A 20447-nucleotide genomic window follows, 5' to 3' on the forward strand; every position below is an offset into this window, starting at 1 on the left:
ACTTTCAATATTCATCTTCTTTAAACAAATTTTTAATTTTAAAAGTGGGAACATAACTTGTCAAACGGGCCGTTATATTTCCTTTTTTATCTAATAACTGCTCTACATCGCAAGTTACTTTCATTACATGGCAATAGCCCTCATTGGCATTGCGCATTAATAATTCACAAACAGCAAGTGTTCCCTCAAAACTAATTACTCCAAAATAAGGGGTACACCCTTGCCTCAAAAAATAACTGATGAACTGTAACAAAGGCACTTCAAAGTTCTCATCGGGAGCATCGTATTTTCTCAGACGAACATTTATCCTGAAATCACTTTTCAGATTAACTGTTGTCAGCAGATTTGCCAAACTCTCTAAAGGATGTTGTCGATTGAAGAGTAACTGATATTTTCCGTCTCCTGATTTCTCATAATAGCGGGTTGTACTCAGTTCAGCCGTGTAACAAGTATCACCGGGAAGAACAAAGTAATTTGGTTGCCAAGTCATGACCAAGGACTTAGGATTGATCTTTGTAGTATCTGCCGGCAACGATGCAGCACGTTTTATTGCCTCCACTATACGCCGCTCATTTTCTACCATCTCGGTGCCATGAAGCAAATCATAGCTAATAGGGAAATCAACCGAACAAGTAAGTTTATCCTCCCGGTACCAACTGATTTTATAGCGTCTGTCGGACAGATTCTCAATTTTCAGATTCAAAGTTGTGTCACCGACCTGCTTACGCAAATCGGACATTTCTCCGACTGTAAAATTAATATTATCTTCTGCCAATTGTTTCTCTACAGGCTTCTCACGCTTCAACGGCAAATCAAGAGCCAAAACATAGCGTTCCAAAAAATTATATACAGCAGGAACTTGCATCAATCGGCGCTGTTCTTTAGAAAAGAAAAGGTAACCGATATGGCTCACACGCCCATTTTCTACTGTTACATTCAACGGACGCTTTTTGTAAAAAAATTCTGTACAATGACGACCATCTTCCAAAGTGTTTAACTGATTTGCCAGTTTCAATGATTCTGCCATATCAGCCAATAAATCGGTTTGATAGCTGTTCTGAGCCATCAACGATAAGGTATTTACCCCCGAAAGGGTAAATACCATGAATAATAAGCAGAATATGGTCTTCATAACAATTAATGTTTATCAACCACCAATCTGAATTGTCTTACGCGTTCCGTCCTTACGTTGGAGTTCACCTTGTTGCAGGTTTCCATCTTTAAACTTAGCATTCATAATTTTATCACCCGGCTTCAAATCCAAAGTTTCTTTATCTCTGTTCTTCAGATCCAATGAATAGCTTTTCGTAACATAAGCAATACCAAAGCCATTGGGTTTTCCACCGTCATTCGTTGGTCCTTCAAAATAGCCATAAGGCAGATTTATACGTGCAGGAGCATCTTTTTTCACAGTAACATCAACACTGGCAGACTTTGCACTTTCCGATGTAGAAACCTTAACCGTTGCTCTGCCAGCTTTTACAGCTGTAACTAGCCCAGATTCAGAAACTGTAGCAACAGCATCATCAGAAGATGTCCAAGAGAGCTTATCGCTTGCACCTATCGGTGAAAGTTCCACCGTCAATTGCGCTTCATCTCCTGCTGCCAGTTGCAGGTCTTTTTCAGTTTCTTTAATCACAATAGCTTCAACTGCAACCACCGGTTCTACTACCCCATTTCCTGTTGGAGAACCACCAGGAGGTGTTACGGGATCTGTTTGCTCCGTTTCTACAGGTTTAGCAGTAGTGCCTCCTCCTGACAAGCCCAAATACAGACCAATACCGCCTAGCACCACAACTGCTGCTACTCCGATAATAACCATTTTGCTTTTTGTCCCCGGATCTCCCACTACTTCCGACAGCGCTCCTCCACATTCGGGACATACAAAATCTTCTCCCAGAGGGATTTCAATTATTTCTTTCGCATTTGCTTTTGAGCAGTTTCCAATGTTATTACACCGCCCATATTTTACATTCGGATTTTTTTTAGCCATAACTTTTAGCTTTTACTTATTTAAAATTAGCAATTAATTCCAGCGCAGTCAATGCAGCAGTACGGAATTCCAAAAACTTCTCACTACCAGTATTTCCTCCACATTCAGGTAAAATAACCTCCTTTATCAAGGTCTGTACTTCCGTCTTCAGCTCCTGACGTTTATTGACGTGCAGATAGTCACCACGCATAGCCTTATCAAATTTAGTCTTCAGTTCTTCACCAAAATCTTCGGTAAATTCAGTAGAATAACTTACGCCGGTAAAGCTATCTGCCATTGGCTTCAACACTTCCATATCCAGCGCGTCTTTTTCTATCGTACCATAAGCGTCCAGTCCGGTGCCATCATTCTTCGGTGCTTTCTTCACGAACCCTAACGCATAACCTAATATCAGATAGGGAGTATATATTTTACGCACTTCTGACGGCAGTTTTTCTGCAGTCATAAACAAAGTCGGGAATTGTTCACCCGTACCTTCAGTGTGAAGCACCGTACGGTTTTCCTTACTGTTTGTAGGACTATTAGCCAATTGGTTGTAGCGTTCCTTGAAGAATTTCAAATCATTGACAATACGAAGCGGGAAGCAATAAGTGATGCTGCTCACGGTCATCTCGTTCTTACGGGCTCCATTCATGTCTACATACACCTGGATGTCAGAATTTACAGCCGCAATCATAGCAGCTTTCAATTTGTTGGCAAACTTCTGCACTTGTTCACTTCCTTCCACTTCCGGCAAGTTCACCAGCACAATGCGACGATAAATATTCTGTCCTTTCTGCGGAATAGGATTGTTGTTTACAGCCAAACTGATTTGAGTAGCATCAAAAGTGGTATATACACCACTGTTTTCTATCACATCCGAAGCAAATTGTTTCAAAGCCTCCGGTGTATTATACTTTTCACTCAACTGTTCCAGAATATTCCGGTTAATCAGTTTCTCACTATTTTCCAGTAACACTTCATCATGAATGATAATCGCTTTACGCATCACTACCGTATCAAGCAGTTTAGATATTTCTTCACTGGAAATACTGGCATTTGCACGTGCAAATGTACGTTCTGTTCCTATTATTTTCAGCAATTCTCCGCGGAACTCATCACAGATACCTTTCTGACGAGTTTTATCCTTGATAACAGTTTCGGTAAAATTAAGTACTCCTTGCTGATTGTAGAAACGTACAATATCCTCTTGCAAACTAACGGTTCCATTATCACCACAACGCGTACCTATCTGCTGTTCTGCATAATTCAAAGCATCATTTATGATATCTACAAACCTCTCCACACGTCCGCGCAAAGCATTCATCTTAACAATAAGCACTCCCATCATGGAAACAGCAAATTGAGTACCTTGCAATTCTGTACGCTTCATGCAAAGCATATTCATGATAGAAGCGTAGCCCTGTATCAGGTTGTTCTTACGAATCAGTCCGCCCAACAAGCCCAGATTTTGCCATTCGGCTTCCACCCGTGCCTTCTCTTTCTCTTGAGCATCAATAACTTGATTAATTTTTGTAATCCGTTCTTCCATCTCTTTGCGACGAGCATCCATCATCATCAGCAAACAGTCACACAGTTCGCAAAGATTATACAAAGAATAGTCTCCCGTACTCCATTTGTCGAACATATACTTTTCTATCAAACTGCAGATTTCCAGAGCATGTTGTTCGCGGGCAGCATTTTTTCCTTCAAAGAAACTGTTGACTCCCACTTTGCGGAAAAACTGGTCATACCCTTGCGCACACAATTTTGACAACTCAGCCAAAGGCAATCTGGCACTACGAGCCTGCTCAGTCCACACAGGAATCACAGCTCCCCAATATTCGGAGAAAGGAGGGAATTTTCCTTTATCTGACTCTAAAATCGGTTTATCCAAAACAAGATGTTTATCGGTCATGCGCCATGCTTCCCATTGCTGTGCTTCTTTTACGAAAGAATGGAAATCAATATTGGCAGGAGTGTCACGGAATCCCAAATCATCGTTCCAGTTGTTGAAACGAAGTTGGAGCAATGCCTGCATACCAAACTGGTAAGCAAAATATTCTTTTATCTCTTGTTCAGGAATAACTATACGTTTGATACCGAAAGAACTGAAACGTTTAGAACGAACAATGTCAGCAGGTTCGGTTTTTGATTTTTCATAACGTTCTTTATCCCAATCATTGATATTTTCCAAACTATAGGTACGGTTATACTCTTCTGTATTATCGTTCTGCTCCAAGAATATGCGATTGAATGCAAAGTCGGAAACCATTTTGGGCAAATGCTTCAATGAATCAACGATCTTTCCATGCTCATTGATGTTAGAATAAACAAAACAGGAATCAGCCACCTTATCTACAGCATCCAAATTCAGGCGTTCATATTGTCCCGACACATCCAAAGGTTGATAGTTCTTTATCTGCAGAGCATTCAACTCCGTCAGTGCGGCAAAACCGTTAGCGTGGTAACGTCCGGCATCACATGTTCCCGGAGGAGTTATTTCGGGCAACATGGCAAACGCAGTAATGCCCGTACCGGTTTTTCCGTCAGGACTTAAACCAGCTTGAAATTCCGGCATCATACGTGTTTGTGCAATCACATCTATAATAGCTCCGGAACCCGTACCGCCGGCCAAACCAGTAAAGATATGAATGTTGGTACGAGCTGCTCCACTACGTGAATTTGCTATTCTATATTGAGCTCTCAAAGCTTGTTTGTAAGAATCTATATTAGAACCAAACAAGATTCTACCGGCACGACGTTTCTGTGCAGCAGCAGCACCGACTTCACCTAATGTTCTCTTCATCACTTCCGGATCGCCAATGAAGCCTTTTAATCCCGGGAATCCGCTTGGATTGCTGAACACCGTATTCAAATCAATTCCTTTAACGAAAAGAAATTCATTCTGATTGAACTGTGCATCTTCGCCCAACACTTTCCAGGTGATATCACCCGCCTGCATCATTTCAGTGCTTGAATCTACATATAAAAATGAAATGGGGAGATTCGCTCTTTCTTCCGGAGTGAACTCTTCAAACAGTCTTTTGCGGAAAGCTTTCAGTACTTTTCCACCTGTTCCTCCTAAGCCAATGAGAATGTGATTTTCCATAAATTTCTAAGTTATATATTGTTTATTATTAGTAGTATGTTTCCATATCTGTCGGAATAGAGAACCTCATCCGTGGCCTCATCCATACCAACAGTATTCCACCTCCTATTATAACTCCGGTTATCCAAAGTATACGCCTCAAAATATAATAGTTTATTGTTTCTTTCATGACTTGGGCTATTCCGACAGCAAAACCGGTACTACCATCTGCAATAGATTTTACATCAATCTTGTCTATGTAAGATGACACAGCAGGAAGTTCATCATGGATAGCCTGCTTCACCTGTTCCACCTGCTCGGCAGATGAAAGTTGACCAAATGTTCCATTAGCCTGATTGGCAATACTGCTCACCAATTCCTGAACATCGTCCACATACCCTTTAGCATACATCGCCCCGACCATCATAGTACTCTGAGCAAACAAAAGTATCCACAATACAAGCAGCAGCAGTACATTCCATAGAGTAAATCGATAGGAAGAATAGAGGGCACGCATCAGCAAGTACAAAAGCACAACAAATACTACGGAAAGAATCCCTCCCCACAGCAGTGCAGATATAAGATTAAAAATAAAACTCATCACACGCTCAGATAAATATAAAAAGTATTTTTCCGCTCATAAGTCTTTTATTCCTAAAAATAAAAGATGTGCAAATATAAACATTATATTAAATAATCAGCAGAAACAATAAAAAACTTTTTTATTGTTGATAAGATTCCTATCTTTTTCTTACATAATCCCTATTGCCCTCCTATTCCATCCTGTTTGTTTACTCCGATTACCGATTGAATAATTCGAACGTAAACTTCACACCCACCTCTTTATATTTCCAATTCTCAAAGCCTGCAAAGAAACCAAAATCAAAGATGTGAGTACCGATGCCATAGCCCAATTCAATATAAGGTTTAAGCCTGGGAACAAACAACGCACCGAAATACAGACGCTCATTCAGCACATACTGGCTGATTTTATTTAAATGAGGAATAAGCAGAAAAGGGGCTTCATAAGTGATATGCCCTCTAAAATATTTGCGTGAAGAGTTATACCAATATCTGTCGAGCAACTGAAAGACACCACCAAAATCGTCGTTCCAGCCTGTCGGAAGGTTAGTACGCCGGAAATTTGCAAAGTCAATGAAATAAATTCCATCCTGTTCGGTAAAAGCACCCCACCCCAGTCGATAATAGAAATCACGCATCAATCCCAAAGAGATAGTATGCTGAAAGTCTACTTCAAAACGCTCATATTTATTGGAGTTGGGCAACACTCCCGTAATACCCCGCTCCCAGTCCAAAGATATTGTAGGATACTTGGAAGGAAGATTCACCTTCCGATTACCACTCATATAGTAATACTGTCCCGGAGTCCATGACAGACGTATTCCCGGAGCAAAACTATTATAAACATGGGGCAACTTATCCAACACATCCGTATCGACTTCAGGTGATGTGGAAGGCTCTCCGGGTTCAGAGGTGGGAGACGTACCGGAATCAATCACCGTGAACTTTCCCTTCGCTGTATCCGTGCGGCGATGCATGGAAAGGTTGAGGTCCAACGTCAAACCATTTACGATTTCCCAGCGATGGCGCATGGTCAGAAAAAGGTCCTTGTAATAGTTCAGCCGAAGCTTGCTTACATCAAAAATACTATCCGGAATATCTTTTAGTTCATCCAGTATGGCGCTATTATAAACACGATTACCATTACCAAACTCCAGAGATAAAGAAGCGCCTTTACGAGGGTAGTAGTCGAAGCTCGACCTCACCTGCCAATAGAATTCTTTCTGTTTAAAATTATAACCTGCCCCCGGAGCAATCTGCAAACGGCGGTCGCCCGAAAACAGCCGGTTATACCTCAACTGTTGACGATAAGAGAGTCCATTCAATGCACTATAACCAAACATGAAAGGATTGATAAGCGGAGAACAACGCAGCCTTCCGTAATTATTTAAGTCCACTGTGTAGTAGTCTATCAGTGCATCCCCAAACTGTCCCCAAATCACCTTACGTTTCTTAGTAGGTACAGAATCACGAAGTTGGGAATAATTATGGTAAAGTTCCTGCTCGTGAGGAGTCAAAGGAATGGGGCGCAAACGATTAAAGTAAGCCGTGTCATATCGATACGCATCGGGAACTGCACTCATCTTATAAATTCCCGACAAATCATATTTAGATCCTGTCCGTCGTATCATATGTGCCGGTTTTCGCTGGCGGATGTCCCGATAGTCGAGCGTTGCCACGTAGCTTCCGTCAATCACATTTCCCAGAAAACGGAAATTGCCTGTCACATCATATTCTACGGGTAAAAATTCATCTGGTTCACCCACTTCCCCCATTTTCAACAGATTAGTAAACCGGAACGTTTCCGAACGACCCGAGAAACGAATCTCACGTATACTCCACACATCGGCACTGACAATCATATATCCACCAACCAACTGATAGCTCCTGTTCTTAGGCATAAACCGAATCTTATACTGGCGGTTATGAGAATCTCCTATGATGGAATCCACAAAATAGGTATAGTACTTTCTGGCATCTGAAGCTAAAGGAGAAAGCAACTTATCATATAGCAATGTAGAAGAGTAAAGATTAATATGAAAATGCTCCATCAGACGTCCGTCAGCCTCCCAAAAACCCTTAGTGGTGCCCATACTTGCCTTGACCTCCTGCTCGTAACGATTGGGCGCATTAAAGTGAAGTTCACTGTAAGTCTCCATCATATATTCATGCATACCTTTCCTGGTGCGGAACATGGTAGGCAAATAATGAATAATGAAATTCTTCTTCTTGACGTTTACCTTCCCTTTGATGTAAAGTTCCGCATTGTAGCTTTCTATGATACTTTCATAAAAAGGAGCAAAGAAAAAAACGCGTTCCATAATGGAGTCCGCCGAATGCTGTAGCTGTTTATCCCGTGAGTTGTGCACATTCTCTGCACCGGCCTCTTGAAGGACGGAAAATAACAACCCGAGCCCAATACATATATATATTAAATGCTTCAATCGTAATTCCTCTAATAAGTTGGGACAAATATAAAAAAAAAGGTTGTAAAACGGAGGTATAGTAGTTTTTTTAAAGATACTTTTCTCAATATGACCTTTTATATATTCAGATTCCTTTCCTGTGCATGCACCGTACTTTCTCCTTACTTACTCCTTACTTACTCCCTACCTACTCCTTACCTACTCCTTATATACTTCTTCCTATGTATAAGGAGAAGGTCCGGAGTAGGTAAAGTTCTATATAGAAGTTGATATAAAGTGGATAGGTGGTTGAAGCAGCAGGCTAACAAATCCCAAAAACATCTTTTTCTCGATATAGATACACATTTTCAGGGGCTACTCACAGAAAAACAACTATTTTCCAAAGATTACCCCCTAAAAAATAGGGGTACTTTCAGAAAAAACATATAATTTTGCGCCAACAATCAACAAAAGGAAGACTGATATGTCAAAAATGAGATTCTATGCCTTGCAAGAGCTTGCCAACCGGCGCCCTCTTGAAGTGACTCCCCCTTCGAACAAATTATCCGATTACTACGGAAGTCATGTGTTCGACCGTAAAAAAATGCAGGAATATCTGCCCAGAGAAGCCTACAAAGCTGTGACAGACGCCATTGAAAAAGGTACCCCCATCAGCCGAGAAATAGCAGACCTGATTGCAAACGGTATGAAAAGTTGGGCCAAATCCTTGAATGTTACTCATTACACCCACTGGTTTCAACCACTGACGGACGGTACAGCCGAAAAGCATGATGGATTTATTGAATTTGGAGAAAACTCAAACGTAATCGAACGTTTCTCCGGCAAGCTGCTCATTCAGCAAGAGCCCGATGCATCTTCTTTTCCCAACGGCGGTATCCGTAATACTTTTGAAGCACGCGGATATACAGCATGGGATGTTTCATCTCCTGCTTTCGTAGTAGATAGCACCTTATGTATCCCTACAATCTTCATTTCTTATACCGGTGAGGCACTAGACTACAAAACACCACTGCTGAAAGCACTTGCAGCCGTAGACAAAGCCGCCACGGAAATATGTCAGCTATTCGATAAAAATATAACCCGCGTATATACTAACCTGGGTTGGGAACAGGAATACTTTCTGGTAGACTCCGCCTTGTACAACGCCCGTCCCGACCTTTGCTTAACCGGACGTACGCTCATGGGGCATTCATCTGCAAAAGACCAACAACTGGAAGACCACTATTTCGGCTCCATTCCCCCACGGGTGACAGCCTTCATGAAGGAACTGGAAATAGAATGCCACAAATTGGGAATTCCGGCAAAAACACGCCACAATGAGGTAGCTCCCAATCAATTCGAGTTAGCTCCCATCTTTGAAAATGCCAATCTTGCCAACGACCACAACCAATTGGTTATGGACCTGATGAAACGTATCGCCCGCAAGCATAACTTCGCAGTATTGCTGCACGAAAAGCCTTACAGCGGTGTCAACGGTTCGGGAAAACACAACAATTGGTCGCTCTGCACCGATACAGGTATCAATCTTTTCGCACCCGGTAAGAACCCGAAAGGGAATATGCTTTTCCTCACTTTCCTGGTAAACGCACTGATGATGGTTTACAAGAACCAGAACTTGCTGCGGGCCTCCATTATGAGTGCCGGCAATAGTCACCGTCTGGGTGCCAATGAAGCACCACCTGCCATCTTATCTATATTTCTGGGCAGGCAATTATCTGCCACTCTGGATGATATAGTACGCCAGGTAGGCGATGACAAGATGACGGCAGAAGAAAAAACGACTCTTAAATTAGGAATCGGACGTATCCCCGAAATCCTTCTCGATACAACCGACCGCAACCGCACTTCTCCGTTCGCTTTCACAGGTAACCGCTTTGAATTCCGTGCTGCCGGTTCTTCTTCCAACTGTGCTGCCGCCATGATTGCTATCAACGCTGCAATGGCAAACCAGTTAAATGAATTCAAGGCATCCGTCGACAAGCTAATGGAAGAAGGAATCGGTAAAGACGAAGCCATCTTCCGCATCCTGAAAGAGACCATCATCGCTTCCGAAGATATCCGCTTCGAGGGTGACGGTTATTCAGACCAATGGAAAGAGGAAGCTGCCCGCCGTGGACTGACCAATATCTGCCATGTACCCGAAGCTCTGATGCACTATATGGACGACCAATCTCGTTCTGTACTGATAGGCGAACGCATCTTCAACGAAACAGAACTTGCTTGCCGTCTAGAGGTGGAATTGGAAAAATACACCATGAAAGTGCAAATTGAGAGTCGTGTATTAGGCGATTTGGCTATCAACCACATCGTACCCATTGCAGTCAGCTACCAAAACCGTCTGTTAGAAAATCTGCGCGGGCTCAAGGAAATCTTCTCTCCCGAAGAATACGAGATATTGAGCGCCGACCGCAAAGAACTGATACGCGAAATATCCAAGCGAGTAACTGCTATCAAGGTTCTGGTACGAGAAATGACGGAAGCCCGCAAAGTGGCTAACCACATGGACAACTACAAAGACAGGGCTTTTGCTTATGAAGAAAATGTACGCCCATATCTGGATAGTATACGCGATCACATCGATCACCTCGAAATGGAAGTCGATGATGAAATATGGCCGTTACCCAAATACAGGGAACTGCTGTTTACTAAATGATAATTTAGCAAAGCGAAGCTTTGCAGTAGTTAGTAGCAAGTAGTTAGTAGTAAGTAGTTAGTAGTTAGTAGTAAGTAGAATAGTCCTATTAATAAAGGCTGTTATAATTCGGAGTATCTCCTACTTACTACTTACTACTTTACTACTAACTACTTATTGCGCTTTGCGCGATAAATTATCATTTTCCTTCCCCATACTGCATCTTTTCCTCACTTTTGTGCAATATTTAATTTTTTCTTTTTACATTTGTGCTGTATAACACAGTTTTGCAGCAGTTATGGTAAAAATGAATTTGTCAGACGTGAATGTTCCGGAGCTGATAGCCGATATGTGGGAGCCTCTGAATGAAGAACAGCGAGAATTTCTCGCTAACCATTTCACGCTCCAGAATTATAAGAAAAATGAAGTCATTCATTGCGAGGGTGAAACTCCGAAATATCTCATGTGCCTTCTGAACGGGAAGGTGAAAATCTACAAGGACGGTGTTGGTGGAAGAAGCCAGATTATCCGTATGATTAAACCTGTTGAATACTTCGGTTACCGTGCCTATTTCGCTAAAGAAGACTACGTCACCGCTGCTGCTGCTTTCGAGCCTTCTCTCATTTGTCTCATACCAATGAGTGCCATCACTACATTGGTAGCACAAAACAATGACCTTGCCCTTTTCTTTATCAAGCAATTATCCATCGACTTGGGTATTGCCGACGAACGCACCGTCAACCTGACGCAGAAGCATATTCGCGGAAGATTGGCCGAATCACTCCTTTTCCTTAAAGAAAGCTATGGACTGGAAGAAGATGGCTCTACCCTCAGTATTTATCTATCACGCGAAGACTTGGCCAATTTGTCGAACATGACAACCTCCAATGCCATTCGCACTTTATCACAATTTTCCACAGAACGGTTAATCACCATCGACGGACGGAAAATAAAGATCATTGATGAAGAAAAGCTGAAGAAAATAAGTAAAATAGGTTAAAGAAGGGTCTTGTCTCCCCCCCTGATGACAATCACCGGCTTCTTTCCTCTTTTTACCCGATTTATAAACTTAACACACATTAATGCCATGAAAAAAGGACTAAGCTCCTTGCTTTTAGCAAGTCTGCTGCTGACTTCCTCCGGTTGTCAGCAATCCCCAAAAGAGGTAGTGAACGAATATAATATCGTTCCGATGCCCAATCAAATGATCCCTCAGGAAGGGCGTTTCCAACTGAGTAACAAAGTTTTTGTCGTTACTACTGATTGCACTCCGGAAGTGCAAGCCATTGCAGACAGCCTGACAGCCCGCATTCAGTTGATTTCCGGTATTTCCCTGCAAACCAGCACACAGGAAAATCCGGAAGCGTCCAATATCCATTTTGTTACAACAGAAGGAATGCCCAAGGAAGGATACAAATTATCCATCGCTCCGAATGGAATCACCCTCTCAGCATCACACCCCAACGGTTTCTTCTATGGTGTGCAGACCATGTACCAACTATTACCGCCTGCCATTTATGGAAAAGAAACTGTGAAAAACGCCAACTGGTCTCTACCTGCCGTAGAAATAGAGGATGCACCCCGTTTCCCCTATCGCGGACTGATGCTCGACGTTTGCCGTCACTTCTCTACAACTGATTATATTTATAAATTCATCGACATGCTCGCCATGCACAAGATGAACACCTTCCACTGGCATCTGACAGACGACCAGGGATGGCGGATAGAAATCAAAAAATATCCGAAATTGCAAGAAATAGGCTCAAAGCGGAAAGAGACTTTGATAGACTATTACTACGTCAACTGGCCTCAGATTTTTGATGGTAAAGAACATGGAGGATATTACACACAAGAGGAAATCAAAGACATAGTAGCTTATGCGGCAAGTAAATATATCACTGTCATCCCCGAAATAGAAATGCCGGGACATGCTTTAGCCGCTTTAGCTTCTTATCCCGAATTATCCTGCAACCCGGATAAAACCTATGAAGTGACCGGCACATGGGGAGTATTCGAGGAAGTATTCTGCCCTAAAGAAGAAACTTTTCAATTCCTGGAGAATGTATTGGATGAAGTTATAGAACTATTCCCCAGTTCGTATATTCACATCGGTGGTGATGAATGTCCCAAAGATGCATGGATAAATTGCGCACACTGTCAGGCATTAATCAAAAAATTAGGTTTAAAAGCCGACACGACTCCAAATGCCGTGGATGGCAAGAAGCATACGAAAGAGGAAAAACTGCAAAGCTACTTCATAACCCGTATGGAGAAATACCTGAACAGCAAAGGGCGAAATATCATTGGTTGGGACGAAATACTGGAAGGTGGACTTGCCCCGAATGCAACCGTCATGTCCTGGCATGGCGTACAAGGTGGTATAAATGCAGCCAAAGCCGGACACGATGCCATCATGACACCGCATGGTTATGCCTATCTGGACCAATATCAGGAAGAACCGGAAATAGCGCCAACCACTATCGGAGGGTATCATACATTGAAGAAAACATATAGTTACAACCCTGTTCCCGACAACTCGGAAGAGTTGGTTAAGAAACATATCATCGGCGTACAAGGTAATATATGGAATGAATATATGCAGAATGACGAACGTCGTGACTATCAAGCATTCCCCCGCGCCATAGCTTTGGCAGAAACAGGCTGGACGCAGAACAGCAGAAAAAACTGGGACTGCTTCCGGAGCCGCATGGTGGAAGACTTTGAACGTATGGATGCTATGAATGTGAAAGCTTGCCGCAACTTCTTTGATGTGAACATCAATACTCATGTTTACGATGGTACGCTGAAAGCCGTATTGGAAACATTCTATCCGGGCACTGAAATCAGATATACAACGGATGGAAGTGCACCGACTGCTAAGTCTGAACTTTACGCCGAACCATTTATATGGGAAGGGAGCATTGACTTGCAAGCAGCAGCTTTCAAGAATGGCAAGATGCTGGGAAAAGTAAACAGCAAGAAGTTGTATGCAAACCTGATAGCCGGAAAACAATATACTACGACTCCGCACTGTGGCTGGATGAACGGTGATATATTCGGAGAGAATGATGTGCTGGGTGCAGACACCACCGCTTTAGGATTGACGAATGGAAAACGCGGAAATACCGCTTCCTACATACCATGGGTGACATTTGGCTTGAACGAGAAAAATAATAATGAGCTTGTATTCTCCGTTGATATGGAAAAACCGGTCACCGTCAGCAAAGTGACTTTCGGAACGCTTTATAATCCGGCTTTCCGTGTACTACCCGCAAGTGCAGCTCGCGTAGAAGTATCAACTGATGGAAAAGAGTTTAAAGAGATAGGACAGGCTTCCTACACCCGTGAATATCCCGAACGTGGCAAGAAAACGTTCACTGATACACTGGAATGTATACCAACCGAGGCCCGTTATATCAAAGTAATCTTAAAAAGTGGCGGAACATTGCGCAATGGCATAGACTGCCGCAAGGATACACCGGGAGATGTTATCCCTTCGGATTTGTATGTGGATGAAATAGAAGTATATTAATAGAAAAAGTCCCGGATTGCAATGTCAATCCGGGACTTCTTTATTAAATATAAGGTATTATTAAATAAGGCATTTGGACGAAAGATACCTCTCCGCCTCAAGTGCAGCTTTACATCCACTGCCTGCCGCCGTAATAGCCTGACGGTAATGCGGGTCTGCAATATCACCTGCAGCAAATACGCCCGGCACCTTTGTACGGGGACTATCACCTTCTGTAATAATATAGCCTGTTTCGTCCGTATCCAGATATTCCTTAAAGATTTCTGAGTTCGGCTGGTGACCAATAGCCAGAAAGAAACCATCAATAGCCAGATCGTAGCGTTCTTCATCCGGTTCACCCATACGTTTCACCAAATGAACACCTTCTACGCCGTTCTCTCCGAACAGGCCTACAGCATTATGCTCAAACAGCACCTCTATTTTCTCATGCTTCATCACACGCTCCTGCATAATTTTAGAAGCACGCAAGAAGGGTTTACGTACAATCAGATAAACCTTACTAGCCAATCCGGCAAGGTAAACAGCCTCTTCACAAGCCGTATCACCACCACCGACAACTGCCACCACTTTCTTACGATAGAAGAACCCATCACAAGTGGCACAAGCGCTGACACCCATACCAGCATATTTCTTTTCATCTTCCAATCCCAAATATTTGGCTGTAGCACCTGTCGCTATTATCAACGTATCAGTTTCAATCACCTTCTCTTCGTCAATCGTCACTTTATAGGGTGCTACACTCAAATCGGAAGCTGTTGCAATTCCAAAACGCATATCAGCACCGAAACGTTCCGCTTGCTTACGCAAATCATCCATCAATTGCTGACCGCCGATACCTTCCGGATAACCGGGGAAGTTCTCCACATCTGTAGTAGTTGTCAACTGACCACCGGGCTGCAATCCTTCATAAAGCACCGGGCAAAGGTTGGCACGCCCCGCATAAATCGCAGCTGTATAGCCGGCAGGACCAGAACCTATAATCAGACATTTTACTTTTTCTGTTTCCATAATCATTCTATTATTTAGTATTTCAACACTTATATCATAAATTTGAATTTCAGTTGACAAGGCTTCTTATCTTAAATCAATCACTTCCGCCGTCGGATACGCCTTCTTATCAAAAGTAAAGAAGCTGTCATTGTAAGACTGTCCCGTTTTATAGGACGTTATGCGGATAGCCACACTACCTCCCCCCTTTTGGCTCATACTGATACACAAAGGCTGGAAGCTATCTTTTGAAACATAGAGAATGACACATTGCAAATCCTGCTTTTTGCTGGAAGCCGTCAACACCACCTCATAGGCAGGTTTTCCACTGTAAGTACTGGTTTTACCCAACTTCATGTGATATCCTTGTTTATATATGGACAATAAAGCATAAGGATTGATACTTTGTAACTCTTCCGGAGTAGGTTCAGAAACATTCACCTCGTCACTACCGGCAAGATAGCTCCACTGTGTACGACCATCAAACCAGGTTTTCACCCCGTCAGCATCCAGCAGGAACTTTTCTCCTTGCAAACGGATAAGTCCGGTAGAAGTACTTTCCAACGTACCTTTTGAATAAGTTTGAACAGTAAAATCCGCCTGTATACCTCCCGACTGGCGGAAAGCATCGGTTGTACGGTCCAATATCTCCCTTGCATCCAATCGCTGTGCAGAAGCCGGCAGCAACAGACCGAACAAACAGATATAAACTAAGAGAACATTCTTCATCATTTATTTAACAGCAATTATAGTAAATTGTTCAGGCGCATTTGCAGGTCATTTTCATCCACACAGAGCACTTCACGCGCCTTGCTACCTTGTGTTGGTCCCACAATGCCGGCTTTCTCCAATTGGTCCATGATACGTCCTGCGCGGTTATAGCCGATGGCAAATTTACGCTGGATAAGCGAGGTTGACCCTTGCTGATGAATGACAATCAAACGGGCCGCATCTTCAAACAAAGGATCAAGACGTCCCATATCCACATCCCCCAAATCACTTCCACCATCTTCACCTACATATTCAGGCAGATAGAATGCAGTAGGATATCCTTGCTGCTTAGCAATGAATTTAGTAATATCCGCCACTTCCGGCGTATCGATAAAGGCACATTGCACACGCACCGGGTCAGCCCCCTGCAAGAACAACATATCACCGCGACCAATCAACTGGTTAGCTCCCGGACGGTCGAGGATAGTACGTGAGTCTATCATGGCAGACACACGGAAGGCAACACGGGCAGGGAAGTTCGCCTTAATCGTACCTGTAATGATATTCGTAGTCGGGCGTTGAGTGGCAATAATCATGTGGATACCTACTGCACGCGCCAACTGGGCAATACGGGCAATAGGCAACTCAACTTCCTTACCTGCTGTCATAATCAAATCACCGAACTCATCAATCACCACCACGATATACGGCATGAATTTATGTCCCTTTTCGGGGTTCAGCGTGCGATTGATGAACTTCTCATTATATTCCTTGATGTTGCGCACATGTGCAGCTTTCAGCAAATCGTAACGGGTATCCATTTCCACACAGATGGAGTTCAATGTCTGCACCACCTTGGTTACATCCGTAATGATGGCATCTTCTCCATCGGGCAATTTAGCGAGGAAATGATGTTCGATTACCGAATAAATACTGAACTCTACTTTCTTCGGGTCTACCAGCACAAACTTCAATTCCGCCGGATGCTTCTTATAAAGCAAGGAGGTGATGATGGCATTCAGTCCGACAGATTTACCCTGGCCAGTAGCACCGGCAACCAGCATGTGCGGCATCTTGCACAGGTCTACCATGAACACCTCATTGGTAATCGTCTTACCCAGGGCAACCGGCAAATCGTAAGTAGACTCTTGGAACTTTTTACTACCGATGATACTCTGTCCCGAAACAATCTTCGGATTAGAGTTCGGCACTTCGATACCGATGGTTCCTTTTCCGGGGATAGGCGCAATGATACGGATACCCAACGCTGAAAGGCTAAGGGCAATATCATCTTCCAGACCACGGATTTTGGAGATACGCACCCCTTGTTCCGGAGTAATCTCATACAACGTAACCGTAGGACCTACGGTTGCTTTTATCGTACTGATTTCAATACCGAAACTGCGCAACGTATTTATAATCTTATCTTTATTGGCATTCTGCTCCGCCATGTCGATAGTCGGTTCGGCATTCTCATAATGCTTCATAAGGTCAATAGATGGGAAACGATAGTTCTCCAAATCAAGGCGGGGATTATATGGTTCCTTTTCAGGACCTTTATATTCATCTTCTTCCACAGTTTCCACTTCAAAAGTAGGTTCGGCAACCGCAGGCTTATCCGAAAGGGAAGACGCAGGTTCCGGGGCAGGAGTCTCTATAATCATAGATACTTCCTCATGCGATGGTTTGGCAGGCTCTTTTTCAGTAATACCGCCCAAGTCCAACGTTATTTCATTCTCCGGTTCTTCCGCAGGTTCAGGAGTTGCAACGAAAGCCTCCTCCTCCGTATCAGGTTCTACCACATCAGGAGCGGAAACAGGCTTTTTCTTTCCCTTTGCCGTCCATGAATCCGTAAATTCTTCCGGGGCTTTACCCTCTTCCTCTTCCTCCGCTTTCTGCTTCCGCTTCAGGAAACTGAGGCTGAACAACCGGCGCAACCAGACAACAGTACGCGCACTGAGATAGATGAGAAAACAGATGGCAGTCACCAACAGAATCATCCAAACACCCGGCACACCAACTTGCGATGTCAACCAGTTGCTGATGTTGTATCCATGCATACCACCCAGATACAGGAAGGAATTCTGATACTGTTCCACAAATGCGAAACCGAAAAAAACGGAGAACCAAATCAGCAGCAGCGAGCAACCGATGAACCACTTCCAAAGGCGAACAATACGAACGCGCATCAACTTCAATCCCGCCACAGCGAGGAAGACCAGAATAAAAAAAGATGAAATGCCGAAACAGTCATTTATCAGATAACTTGCTAACTGCGCACCGCGCGAACCGGCATAGTTCTTCACACCGTTATTGACGGAAGCCAATTCCTGAGTATTGCCGGAATCGATAATACTCTGATCCGCCGCTCCCGTGAAGAAGAAAGATGAAAAGGCGAGCAGCAGGTAGACTGAGAAAATCACCAGTATCAGCCCGACAACAAAGTGGATGGTTTCGTTTTTTAAAATCGCCCTTATTTTACCAAACAGGGAAAGGGATTGTTCCGTATCTTTTGTTGAATTTTTCTTTGCCATAAATAAAGTCTCTTACGTAGAATGATAGATTGGTGCAAAAGTAATAAAAATATTGCTCTCCCCCCAACCTTGTCTTCTAAATATTCTTCAAATAAAGAGGAGGCATCAACAACCCTTTCCGCCGAATACTTCTCAGTATCTGTTGATTACCTCTTTAGCCTTGTTGACAGCAATAGCAGCCGGCACTTCCCCCAAGTTCCGTTCATCAAACATTTGCAATACTTTATCAAGATTCTTAATGGCACCCTTATCGCCCTTCTTCCTGAATTCCTTCTTCAGAATACGTACTTTTTCAAAAGCCTGCACACCCTCGGTCAAACGCTCCATGCGGATGGACGAACGAGCATCGGGATAAATCAGATAAGTGTCACCTGCCGCCCACGCCGTAAAACGACTATCCTGCAACGGGTTCTTCACCCAGCTATTCAACGCCCAACGAAGGTAACCATCCAAGTTCTCACGCGCACTATGCCATGCCAACCATTCGGCTTCGGCTGGTGGGCTGAAAGTAAAGGTATTGGGACGGGGTTCCGTGCAGCAGGTGTAATAGGTGGTTACTTTTCCGGCTTCACGGCGTGAGTGGATTGTTGCAACCGGAAATCTTTCGGCAATCGTGATGCAATAGTCATCCAACTCGTCCACCAGTTCAGCATGATAAGTTCCTGCTAATGAAACCTTGAAATCCTTATCAGCTTTGCGAATCACTTTCAAGGTTTCCTGCATGTCTTTCATGGGACGCTCATCCATAGCAATATGAGTAATTTCAAACCATCCTTTTGTCCGCAGATGCTGGGCAAACGATTTCAGCATGGTGATCCAAAATTCCTCGTAAGCAGCTTCTCCCGGTTTGGCGTTGAGGAACTTAAAGGAATTGCTCGCCTGGTCGAAGTATTGAAAGGAAAGACGCCAAGGCACCATGGAGAAACAACTGATTTGCTTCCTGACGCCTACGCTCATCATAAATTCCACCCACTTATCAAACACGGTGTAATCAAAATACCAGCTACCATCGGCTTTTTTCAACCAGGTCACCATACTTTCGAATGCGTCATAAGTCTGCCCGTTCCAAGGCTTGTGCATGATGGAAGCGGTAATCACTTTTCCACCCGCATCAGCATATAGTTTCATCAACGGGCGCATCAGGTCGAAATGTTCTTCGCTGAACGGCTCTACTTTATAGTAGCGTGCCACGGCATAAGGATTCTGCCACAAATCCAGATGGAAAGCCCATTCGGTAGGGGCAGGAAGGGTGCGGTTCTTCACTGTAACCATCAGTTTCAGTTCAGACAAGGCAACGTCTCCGTTCTTCACTGTGACCGTTCCTATATATTTTCCGACTTTGGCTTGTTGCGGCACACGGATGCTAATCCAACCTCCTTGGGTAGAGTTGGCAGGAACCATCAGGGAGGGGGCGAGATGGTCGAGCACATCCGCTACCAGGGTGGAGTCGAAGTCCGCACTGTTGCGGTAACCGCATGCACCTAAACCATCTTTATTCAGTTCATCGGTCAGGACGTAGCGCACAAAACTGGCCTGAATATTGTCTTTACTGATGCTCTCACACTCGGAAGTCAGGTCACTGGCCATTAAAGTCAGATTGTTCAGTGTTTCGGGAGTCCATACTACCAGTTGAGCAGATACTTTTTCTCCTTTCCAGGCCGTAAGATTGATTGTCTTCTGTATTCTACGAATGGCAGCGGGTTCTTCTTTCTTGTACCGCATATCCGTACTTCCCCAACTGACTTGAGGGATTTTCACTTCAGACCACAAAGCCGGATTAGCGGCTATAGGATTGGGGGCTTCCTGATAATACCCGGATGTTTGGGCATTCAGACACACTGTGGAGAACAAAAGAGTTCCCAGGAATAAGAGTTTTGTCATAGATTATAATAATTAGTTTGAAAACAAAGGTTCAATTGCTATATTTAGGATTTATATTCACTGTTTACCTACACTTGCTCTTTTCACTGGCAAATGTAC

At 43.5% G+C, this 20447-nt stretch carries 12 protein-coding genes; 3 read left to right on the plus strand and 9 right to left on the minus strand.

Annotated elements, in window-relative coordinates; all coding sequences use genetic code 11:
* Positions 1 to 4: 4 nt before the first annotated feature.
* The 5 genes from HMPREF9447_RS06950 to HMPREF9447_RS06970 all read right to left on the minus strand — a co-directional run bounded on the left by HMPREF9447_RS06950 (position 5) and on the right by HMPREF9447_RS06970 (position 7966).
* Positions 5 to 1132 carry a hypothetical protein gene (locus HMPREF9447_RS06950; protein ID WP_009128993.1) on the minus strand — a complete coding sequence of 376 codons (1128 nt, stop codon included), beginning with the start codon at positions 1130 to 1132 and terminating at the stop codon, positions 5 to 7.
* A 15-nt stretch (positions 1133 to 1147) separates the two neighbouring features.
* Positions 1148 to 1993 (minus strand): Ig-like domain-containing protein, encoded by an 846-nt coding sequence (locus HMPREF9447_RS06955; RefSeq protein ID WP_009128994.1) that lies wholly within the window; start codon positions 1991 to 1993, stop codon positions 1148 to 1150.
* 16 nt (positions 1994 to 2009) lie between these two features.
* Positions 2010 to 5084 carry a tubulin-like doman-containing protein gene (locus tag HMPREF9447_RS06960; protein ID WP_009128995.1) on the minus strand — a complete coding sequence of 1025 codons (3075 nt, stop codon included), beginning with the start codon at positions 5082 to 5084 and terminating at the stop codon, positions 2010 to 2012.
* 28 nt (positions 5085 to 5112) lie between these two features.
* Positions 5113 to 5664, minus strand: coding sequence for a hypothetical protein (locus HMPREF9447_RS06965; RefSeq protein ID WP_009128996.1), 552 nt, complete (start codon positions 5662 to 5664; stop codon positions 5113 to 5115).
* A 199-nt stretch (positions 5665 to 5863) separates the two neighbouring features.
* On the minus strand, positions 5864 to 7966 hold the full coding sequence (locus HMPREF9447_RS06970; protein WP_009128997.1) for a DUF5686 family protein: 2103 nt from the start codon (positions 7964 to 7966) through the stop codon (positions 5864 to 5866).
* A 568-nt stretch (positions 7967 to 8534) separates the two neighbouring features.
* Between HMPREF9447_RS06970 and HMPREF9447_RS06975 the strand changes: the two genes are divergently transcribed.
* The 3 genes from HMPREF9447_RS06975 (at position 8535) to HMPREF9447_RS06985 (ending at position 14235) form a co-directional block, all read left to right on the plus strand.
* On the plus strand, positions 8535 to 10724 hold the full coding sequence (locus HMPREF9447_RS06975; RefSeq protein ID WP_009128998.1) for a glutamine synthetase III family protein: 2190 nt from the start codon (positions 8535 to 8537) through the stop codon (positions 10722 to 10724).
* Between the two features lie 277 nt (positions 10725 to 11001).
* Positions 11002 to 11703, plus strand: a complete 702-nt coding sequence (locus HMPREF9447_RS06980) for a Crp/Fnr family transcriptional regulator (protein ID WP_044137529.1) — start codon at positions 11002 to 11004, stop codon at positions 11701 to 11703.
* Between the two features lie 87 nt (positions 11704 to 11790).
* Positions 11791 to 14235: a glycoside hydrolase family 20 protein gene (locus HMPREF9447_RS06985; RefSeq protein WP_009129000.1), complete on the plus strand. Its 2445-nt coding sequence runs from the start codon at positions 11791 to 11793 to the stop codon at positions 14233 to 14235.
* Between the two features lie 60 nt (positions 14236 to 14295).
* On the opposite strand, the gene trxB is transcribed toward HMPREF9447_RS06985, so the two are convergent.
* The 4 genes from trxB to HMPREF9447_RS07005 all read right to left on the minus strand — a co-directional run bounded on the left by trxB (position 14296) and on the right by HMPREF9447_RS07005 (position 20348).
* Entirely contained in the window at positions 14296 to 15243 is a 948-nt protein-coding gene (gene trxB / locus HMPREF9447_RS06990; RefSeq protein ID WP_009129001.1) for a thioredoxin-disulfide reductase, read from the minus strand.
* A gap of 66 nt (positions 15244 to 15309) precedes the next feature.
* Complete coding sequence (locus HMPREF9447_RS06995) at positions 15310 to 15954, minus strand: LolA-like putative outer membrane lipoprotein chaperone (RefSeq protein ID WP_009129002.1); 645 nt, start codon at positions 15952 to 15954, stop codon at positions 15310 to 15312.
* Between the two features lie 14 nt (positions 15955 to 15968).
* A complete protein-coding gene (locus HMPREF9447_RS07000; protein WP_009129003.1) occupies positions 15969 to 18467 on the minus strand; it encodes an FtsK/SpoIIIE family DNA translocase in 2499 nt (832 codons plus the stop codon).
* A 132-nt stretch (positions 18468 to 18599) separates the two neighbouring features.
* The gene (locus tag HMPREF9447_RS07005) at positions 18600 to 20348 is read right to left on the minus strand and encodes a DUF4091 domain-containing protein (protein WP_009129004.1); all 1749 of its coding nucleotides are present in this window, start codon (positions 20346 to 20348) and stop codon (positions 18600 to 18602) included.
* Positions 20349 to 20447: the final 99 nt, after the last annotated feature.

Origin of the sequence: Bacteroides oleiciplenus YIT 12058 (genome assembly GCF_000315485.1) — a bacterium.
Classification (GTDB): domain Bacteria; phylum Bacteroidota; class Bacteroidia; order Bacteroidales; family Bacteroidaceae; genus Bacteroides; species Bacteroides oleiciplenus.